The organism is Microcoleus sp. B3-A4 (genome assembly GCF_036705385.1).
Taxonomy (GTDB): Bacteria; Cyanobacteriota; Cyanobacteriia; order Cyanobacteriales; family Microcoleaceae; genus Microcoleus.
Window position 1 is genome coordinate 22,999 of record NZ_JAUBUI010000070.1, and the last position, 9,145, is coordinate 32,143.

Here is a 9,145-nt window from a genome sequence, read left to right on the forward strand (position 1 = left end):
TACTTTTGAAGAGAAAGATGTCGAGCTATCAAGATAGTCTTATCCTTTCATCGGCAATAAAATTGTAAACTCCGTCCCTTCTCTCAATACAGAATTTACCTCGATTGTACCGCCGTGTTTCTCAACTACAATCTGCCGTGCGATCGCCAATCCCAACCCCGTCCCTTGCCCTACTCCCTTGGTAGTAAATAACTCATCAAAAATATTTTCTCGCACTGCTTCACTCATGCCCGCACCGTTATCTTTAATGCAAATTATTGCTTGTTTATTGTCCCGAGAAATGTCGGTCTTAATGGTAATTTGATTGGCGATTTCTGCATAATGCCGTCCTTGATTTGATTCATCCAAAGCATCAATCGCATTACTTAACAAATTCATAAATACTTGATTCAACTGGCCGGCATAACACTCGACTTGTGGCAAATTTCCATATTCCCTAATCACTTTGATTTCTGGACGAGTATCGTTAGCCTTGAGGCGATGTTTCAGGATCATAATGGTGCTATCGATGCCATCGTGGATATTGCAAGCTACGGGATAGTTAGTATCGGCACGGGAGAAGGTTCGTAGACTGGTACTAATATCCCGAATCCGCTTCACGCCTTCCCGCATCGAACCTACTAATTTCGGTAAGTCTTCCCGGATGTAGTCAAGATCGATGTTCTCGATTTCCTCTTGAATATCTGGATCGAGTTGGGGATATTTTTCTTGATACAAATCGAGCAATCCAAACAAATCTTTGATGTAATCTAAGGCTGGGGTAATGTTGCCAGCCAGGAAGCCGACAGGGTTGTTGATTTCGTGAGCGACACCAGCTACTAAATTGCCCAAGGCGGACATTTTTTCACCTTGGATAAGTTGGATTTGAGCTTGTTGGAGTTCTCGTAGAGTCTTTTCTAGGGCTTCAGACTTTTGTTGACGTTCGGCTTCGATGCGTTTGAGATCGCTAATATCTCGCATCACAACTACCGCACCGACTTTTTTTCCCCAAGGATCGAAGATTGCTTGTCCGCTGGCTAACAAAGTTCTGATAGAACCATGCTTCGGCGCAATTACCATTTCTACATTTTCGACTATTTCTCCTTGCAAGGCGCGAAACAGTGGAATTTCCGTTGTTGATAGGGGTGTTTGACCATCAGCTTGATAGAGAGCGAAGTGTTCTGCCCATTGTTCGGGTGGTAATGATTCCACGGGTAAGCCATGAAACTCACGAGTTGCCTTGTTGAATAGGGTCAATTGGCCGCTAGAATTACAAACAACAATCCCATCTGTAATATTGTGAATGATGGCATTCAAGAATTCTCGTTCTTTGGCGAGAGATTCTTCCACCTGTTTTAATTGTTCTAGTGATGCTTGTAATGACTGGGATTTTTCCTGCTCTTGGGCATAAAGTCGGGTGTTTTCTAAAGAGATGGCAGCTTGAGCGCAAATAAGGTTTAGCACTTCAACCCTATCGGTCGTAAATGCCCCAACCGTCAGGTTATTTTCCAGGTAGAAAACTCCTATCAACTGCCCTTGATTAAGAATTGGAATACACAGAACACTTATCGGCTGGTGCTGTTCAATATAGCGATCGCCCGCAACCTGGGAACTTACCCTAGCATCGACTATTACCAAAGGTTTCAAACTACGCTTAACAGTGTTAACCAAACTAATCGCTACATCCTGACTAGATTCTAGAGGTATTGCTGGTAATAGCTTAGGTTCCTGTCCCTCTGCTACAAGAGCCGCTACCTGTAAATACTGTTCTTGTTTGAGCAATAAGACACACTTAGTTGCCCCAGCATTCGCGATCGCTATTTTTAAAATAGTAGTCAGGAGTTTATCTAGTTCAATTTCCCCAGAGATGGCTTGAGAGGCGCTGATCAGAGTAGGCAAATCTAGAAATTCAGAGTTGCTGCTAGAAGAGTGGGTATAAGTAATCGTTCCCCGGGCGATCGTTTCTTTAAAGGAACTAAAGGATTGAGCTTGCTGAAGGATAATACCGAGTAGACGAGGATAACTTTTTTCCAAATAGTCTATTTTGGCTTTAGCTCCCCATCGGGCATAACAATAATACGCTTCAATCATGTAGGCGCTCGCTACTTTTTCTTTGCCCCATTCCAAGTAGAATTTAGCTGCTAGTTCGTTGGCCAGTGCTTCTTCGTTGATGAATTGATTTTCTTGAGCTAGTTGGATGGCGCGATCGTACATTTCAAGGGCATCTGCTTTATTGCCCAAAACCCGCTGCCGTTCTGCTTCAACCAAATACCATTTATGCAGATGATTCATGGGAGCATTTTGCGCCCATTGGTGCAGAGTCGTTTGATGGGTTTCCACTAGGGCGAGAATGGAAGCTTGCTCGGTTTTTGGGTGTGTGGGGAAGAGCGCCAGGTGTGTCAAGGCTGCATAAAAATGGAAAATGGGAACAATAATTAATCCAGATACTGCCATCACACACTCTTTGGCTCGGGTAATGTAGTTTAGAGCAGCCGGATAATTACCAAAGGAATAAGCAAGCAGTAGTTTGTAGACGTAGACCAGGGCGATCGCACTGAATTCACGATCCTGATAGTGCTTAGGAATCATCACCGTTTCATCATAGGCTTCGCCGATTAAGCAATCCGACAGAGTACGAACTTCCCTCAAGTTCTGCAACATCTGCCGCTCCATATGCAAATAAGTCCGAGCAGAATATTGCTTCACCTGAGCTAACGTAGCACTGTAGACTGCAAGTTCCGGTTCCCAAGTATCCAGTTCTACCCCACCGAAAAAGTTGATGTAGCTGTAAGTAGCTATGTTGTAGCCAGCGTTGAGAAAATCGCCAGTTTCCATACCAGCCATAAAGCCCTCTTTCAGCGTTGGTAGCCCTGCCCTCATAGCATTTTGATGATGCTGAATAAATGCCCCGAACATATTATGAGTAATGCACTTAAATTCTCGTGCATTCACCCGATCGAGCAATGAGAGTGCCAATTTACCAAAGCTATAGCCCGTTTTTGCCTCTCCCAAAAAGGCACTTAATACAAGCCCGTGAATCGCATAGCCCACCGTCGATGCGGGTGCATTCCCAAATTCGAGTGATAAACTTACCATCGTGGAGCTCAGTAGGGGCACTAAGCCTGGAATTCCCTGGAGAATGGGTGCAAATAACATGGCCAATATTGGCATAGCTGCCTGAGTCTGAGGATCGCTCATCACAGGCAGATCGATTAGTTCCTCAATTTTTCTGCCGCTTAGTTGGCTTGCAAGGCTCTGTAGCGCTTTACCAATCAAGGCTTCGTCAGCTTCGGTGGGGAGTTCAACCCCCAATTGCCACAGTGCATCTCTTGCTACTGCAATGGCTTCTAACGTCTTGCTTTGTGCTGTCTGTGCGACGATTTGAATTTCGTAAATTTTGATTTTGTCTAAGATTGTCTGTGCATTCTGTAACACCTGTGCTGCCATCTCTTCCATGCCATCAAAGTCAGCATTCAAATAGGCGGCTTCAGCAGCAGCAACATAGAGATCCAGGGTTAATTGATACTGGCTTTCCCAGCAGTTGGCCCTCAGTAGCTCAACCCCCACTTGTAGATAAACTCTGGCTGCGGTGTAGGCGGTAGAATTTCTGGCTTTACAACCGGCTGCCAAGTTTAGTTTAGCTAAGGCTTCTCGTTCGGTCGGTTGGGTGATTAACTCAATTCCTCGATTCAAATGCCCGACAATATCAAACAGTTTTTCCTCTCGCTCCATCTCGGCGCAATTTTGCTGGAGTAACTGTCCTATTTTGAGATGAGTTGCTTTTTTCTGCGAATCAGGAATTAGCGAATATGCAGCTTGCTGGACGCGATCGTGTAAAAATCGATAAGTTGGATTAGCTGAAGCCTTGAAAACTTCATCACTATCCGATTCCGTAAAGAATTTATAGATTTTTGTCGTGGGAATCACCAAACCTTCCTGTAATGCTTTCCATAAAGCCGTAGCCGTCATTTCAGCAGATTTCTCACCGACAATTACTAACGTATTCAAATCAAACTGCGATCCTATACAAGCAGCTAAGGTGAGAAGATACTGAGTTCCTTTGGGCAGCTTCTGCAATTGCAACGCCATGAATTCAACGACATCATCAGTGATAGCTAAGGCTTTCACTTGGGCAATATCACACTGCCAATGCCGAATCTCCCAGTTAAAGCTAATTAGCTGCTCGTCATGTAAGGTCTTGAGAAACTGAGTTGCAAAGAAAGGATTACCCTGAGTTTTTTTATAGACTAATCTTGTCAAAGGTTCGGCAAGTAATGATTCGCAATTCAGCGTATCAGCCACCAACAAATTCATGTCGGGTTCGCTTAACGGTTTCAAAGTAATTGTATTCACTGTTGCCCCCGTTTTAACTATCTGATTCACTCTTAAGATAAATGGATGCACGGGCCAAATTTCATTATCTCGATAGGCCCCCAATACTAATAAATATCCTGTATCGATCATCAATAATTGTAGCAAATTCAGGGAGGCTGAATCCGCCCATTGCAAGTCATCCAAAAACATCACTAAAGGATGTTCTTTGCTCGTGAAAACTTGCACAAATTTCTGCATTAGCAGATTAAAGCGATTTTGGGCGGCACTTCCTGACAATTCTGTTGCAGGAGGTTGAGCGCCAATTATGCCTTCTAACTCAGGAATCACGTCCATCAAGACTTGTCCGTTGTCTCCCACTGCTGCTAAAATCTGGGTTTTCCATGTTTGCAGTTGGGTATCCGATTCTGATAGCAATTGACCCATTAAGTCCCGGAAGGCTTGCACAAAGGCACTGAAGGGAATGTTGCGTTGAAATTGATCGTATTTGCCTTTGATAAAATAACCGCGCTGACGGACAATGGGTTTATGAACTTCATTGACAACGGCGGTTTTCCCAATTCCAGAAAAACCTGCTACTAGCATCATTTCCGTTGCTCCCAGGCTGACTCGCTCAAAGGCAGCTAATAGTTGATCGACTTCTTTTTCTCTACCGTAGAGCTTTTCGGGGATAGTAAAGCGATCGCTAATATCTCGCTTTCCGAGTTCAAAAGATTTTATCTGGGCTGTTTTTTGTAATAGAACTAAACAAATCTCTAAATCGTGCTTGAGTCCTAACGCACTTTGATAGCGTTTTTCGGCATTTTTCGCCATCAGTTTACTGACAATTTCCGATAATATCGGGGGAATCTCAGGATTAATGTGATGGCTCGGTTTGGACTGTTTGGCGAGATGAAAATGCACCATTTTCATCGGATCATCCGAGATAAATGGCAACTTTCCTGTCAACAATTCATAAAAAGTCACACCCAGGGAATAAAAGTCACTACGATAGTCAATACCTCGATTCATCCGTCCTGTTTGTTCCGGGGAGAGATAGGCTAATGTTCCTTCTAAAATATTAGGATTTTGGATTTCTTGGGTTTCTCGTGGTAGCAGGGATGCAATACTAAAGTCAATCAGTTGAATTTGTTTGGTGTCTGGATTAATGAGAATATTAGCGGGTTTAATATCTTTGTGAATGACTCTGTTTTGGTAGAGATAGTGGATAATGTCTGTTAGTTGTATGGCGAATTGGAGAAATTCTGCTAAAGGTAAAACTTGAGAGAGTTGGGTTTCATTTGTTGTTGTTTTGAGATAATTAGGTAGGGAGACTCCGCCAAAGTCCTCCATTACTAGGGCATAGCTATTCTGGTATACTTCCAGCGTCAGGGGTTTGACGATGTGAGGGAAGTCGAGATTTTTGGCAATGGTATATTGGTTGCGAAACTCGACTAGCTCGTTGAAGGTGGGGTATTCGTTTCGCAGCAGTTTGAGGACGACTGGGTATTGATCACGGGTACGGATGCCTCGATAGACTAGGGTACGTGTACCTACATAAAGTTGCTCTGTAATCTCATAACCTGACAAATTTGCGATCGTATCCATAACTCGTTTATACAATAGTTAAATTAAAACCTTCTATTCTATTGTATTTTATTATTTGACAAAGATAGCGATCGCAAACTCTGCACCCTTGGTAGGGACAGAATTAACTGTAATTTTTTCCCGATGTTTATCAATTATTATTTGACCGAAATCAACTTGGTCACAAGTCCCCGCATTTATCTGTGTACCTTTGAAAAAAGCTCCGCATCCCGATTGCAAGTCCCGGACTCATCCGTGCGAGCAATCTCAAATCTCAAATTTCAAATCGCATGACGTGCGAGGGCTAATCCTAAATTAGTTCCTTTGCCTACTCCGCACTATTTGCGGTATGTTATGTATAGTATGGTTGCGTAAGTTGTGATGGTATCAGAAAACAATAATTTGTAATTTTTAACCGCAAATATACGCAGATACACCAGGAGATAAACTTGATACTATCTGCGTATATTTGCCTGCATCTGCGGTTTTATTATGCTTTATTCCCCGTAGTGGCCACCGACCACCTTACCCCGAAACACCACATAATTGTAGATGTTGTAAAAAAGCATAATCGGGATCAGAATGCCCATAAACACAATCATAAATACCAGGGCACTGGGCGAAGCTGCGGCTTGGTAAATCGTGATTTGGGCGGGAATAATGTAGGGGAAAACAATCAATCCCAAGCCGATAAAACTGAGCAAAAAAATCAGAATCGTCCAGACAAACGGCGTGCGTTCTTCTTTGTTTGCGAGACTTTTCAGCAGCAGTCCTACCAACAGCACTCCCAGCAAAGGAACCGCGGCAAAGACATAAACTAGCGGTTTCTCGAACAACCTGGCTCTAACACTTTCATAAAAAATCGGAGTGGCGATGGTAATTAAAATCGCTCCGATTAAAGTCGTCACCGTCGCAATTTTAGCCGTGCGATAGTGATTTGTTTGCAGTTCGCCCTCCGTTTTCATAATTAGATAGGTTGAACCGATCAAAACATAGCCTTGAATCAGCGTCACAGCAACCAAGAGAGATCGCCAATCCAGCCAGTCCCAAGTAGTACCAACAAAGTGACCGGCTTCGTCAACCGCAATGCCTCCGAGCACCGCACCCAAGGCAAATCCTTGAGCTAAAGCTGCTAAAAAACTGCCAGCACCAAAGGCATAATTCCAGAGTAATTTGCGATTAGAATGCTCGCGAAACTCAAAGGCTACAGCCCGAAATATCAAACCAAACAGCATCAGGCAAATCGGTATGTACAATGCCGTTAGAATCGTGCCGTAAGCAAGTGGAAATGCACCAAATAAAGCGCCTGCCATCAACACCAGCCACGTTTCGTTCGCGTCCCAAACGTTGCCCAAACTCGTCATTAAAATGCCCCTGCGTTCCTCGTCGTCAGAAGTCAGAGACAAGATTCCTACTCCTAAGTCAAAACCGTCTAACATGACGTAGAGCAATAGGAACAAAGCCAAAATTACAAACCAAACTTGCGGGAGAAAATGCTCCAAAGCTTGCATACAATCTCCTAGTGTTGTGCTTCTACGGGACGTTGCTCGGGAATCTGTCCCGCAGGTTGATTTTCGATTTCGGGTTGATTGTCTAAACCTGGCACAGGCAGACTTAAATTAGGGCCTTGGCGGATAATTCTGCTGCCAAAATGCAAGGCACAAACGAACAAAAAGCTGTAAACAACGGCAAAGAAACTCAGAGAAGTTAAAACATTGCTGGCGGGGATGTTTGACACCGCGTCAGCAGTGCGAATTTGCCCGTATAAAGCCCAAGGTTGTCTGCCGACACAGCGGACAATCCAACCCGATTCTACAGCAATATACCCCAGGGGAGCAGCTAATACCCAAGCGCGCATCAGCCAAGCTTGACTGCCGATATTTTCAGCAGCAAGTTTGCCTCGCATCCACTGAATTATACTGAACAGCATCAATCCTACAAAGAAGAATCCAATACCGGACATGATGCGGAAACAATAGTAGATTAAACCCACCATCCGGGGTCTATCTTCTGGCTTCCACTCCTTCAATCCGAGTACGGGTTCGGAGAGTTTTTGTTTGAATCCCAGAACGTATCCTAAGCCATTGGGCACGCTAATTTGCCAGTCATTCTTTTGGGCTTTTTCATTAGGCAAAGCTAGCAAAGTCCAATCTGCTGACTCTCCCGCTGTTGAGGTTTCCCACTTAGCTTCGATTGCTGCTAATTTAGCGGGTTGATAGTGATAAACTTGTTCGGCACTCAAATGTCCGATGTATATCTGCAAAGGTGCAACGGCGATTGCTGTCGCTATGGCAATTTTTAAAGACTTGGAAAAAAACGCTTGGTTGCGCTTATTGAGAATGTACCAAGCGCTAATTCCGCCAATGACAAACAGCGAAGTTTCTAACGTCGCAAAAAACATATGAAGAATGCTATTTAATGCGATCGGGTTCATAATTGCTTGAAAGTAATCGCTGACAATAAACTTGCCATTGACCATTTCTCCGCCCGCAGGAGTTTGCTGCCAAGAGTTAGCGACTAAAATCCAAACTGTGGATAGGTTAGCGCCGAAGGCTACCATGATTGTAGCGAAATAATGAACCATTGGGTGAACGCGCTCCCAACCAAACAGCATAATTCCTAAAAAGCCGGCTTCTAGCATAAATGCCATTGAAGCTTCAAATCCCAAAATGCTGCCAAAAAAGTCACCAACAGCTTCAGAAAAGGGTGCCCAATTCGTGCCAAATTGAAATTCCATTGGAATTCCTGAAGCTACTCCTATACCGAAGTTTAGAAGGTAGAGTTTAGACCAAAAACGAGCGTGATGGTAGTAGTCGGAATTGCGAGTTTTCAGCCACATTCCTTCAACAATTACCAGATAAATCCCCATTCCAGTAGTTAGAACTGGCCACAGCATATGGAATATGGCGGTTAGCGCAAATTGCATCCGGGATAGCGCCACGGTATTAGATAAGATATCCATCGTTATATTCTTGGGTCAGCTCAAGAGAGGTTAGGTTGCACAAATTCCATAATGGACACTGACAAGGTAACGCAGAAATTTGCTTAGTGCAGAATGCACCGACTTATCTTTATTAAAAATTAAGATTTTCTGTTTGAAGGAAGAAGGAAGAAGCAAAGCGCAATAAAATCAATAGTTTCACCAATTAAGCACGTCTTATGCCTGTTGGTAGTTGCTATAATAGTAATTTAACGGGAGCATCCCAGTTTTGCAGCCAGTATAAATACTCAAAGACTTAGCAGGCAAGTTGATGGCAGAATAGAAAGC

The 9,145-nt window shown here is 43.7% G+C and carries 3 protein-coding genes; all 3 read right to left on the reverse strand.

Going from position 1 to position 9,145, the window contains the following annotated elements:
* Positions 1 to 39: 39 nt before the first annotated feature.
* Positions 40 to 5,898, reverse strand: coding sequence for an AAA family ATPase (locus QUB33_RS22445; protein ID WP_333354463.1), 5,859 nt, complete (start codon positions 5,896 to 5,898; stop codon positions 40 to 42).
* Between the two features lie 476 nt (positions 5,899 to 6,374).
* Positions 6,375 to 7,388 carry a cytochrome d ubiquinol oxidase subunit II gene (cydB, locus tag QUB33_RS22450; protein WP_333354466.1) on the reverse strand — a complete coding sequence of 338 codons (1,014 nt, stop codon included), beginning with the start codon at positions 7,386 to 7,388 and terminating at the stop codon, positions 6,375 to 6,377.
* Between the two features lie 8 nt (positions 7,389 to 7,396).
* Positions 7,397 to 8,839: a cytochrome ubiquinol oxidase subunit I gene (locus QUB33_RS22455; protein ID WP_333354469.1), complete on the reverse strand. Its 1,443-nt coding sequence runs from the start codon at positions 8,837 to 8,839 to the stop codon at positions 7,397 to 7,399.
* Positions 8,840 to 9,145: the final 306 nt, after the last annotated feature.

What these genes read in the sequence shown, in the direction of transcription:
- QUB33_RS22445 (WP_333354463.1), bottom strand. Translation starts at nt 5,898, where the DNA reads ATGGATACGATCGCAAATTTGTCAGGTTATGAGATTACAGAGCAACTT.
- cydB (WP_333354466.1), bottom strand. Translation starts at nt 7,388, where the DNA reads ATGCAAGCTTTGGAGCATTTTCTCCCGCAAGTTTGGTTTGTAATTTTG.
- QUB33_RS22455 (WP_333354469.1), bottom strand. Translation starts at nt 8,839, where the DNA reads ATGGATATCTTATCTAATACCGTGGCGCTATCCCGGATGCAATTTGCG.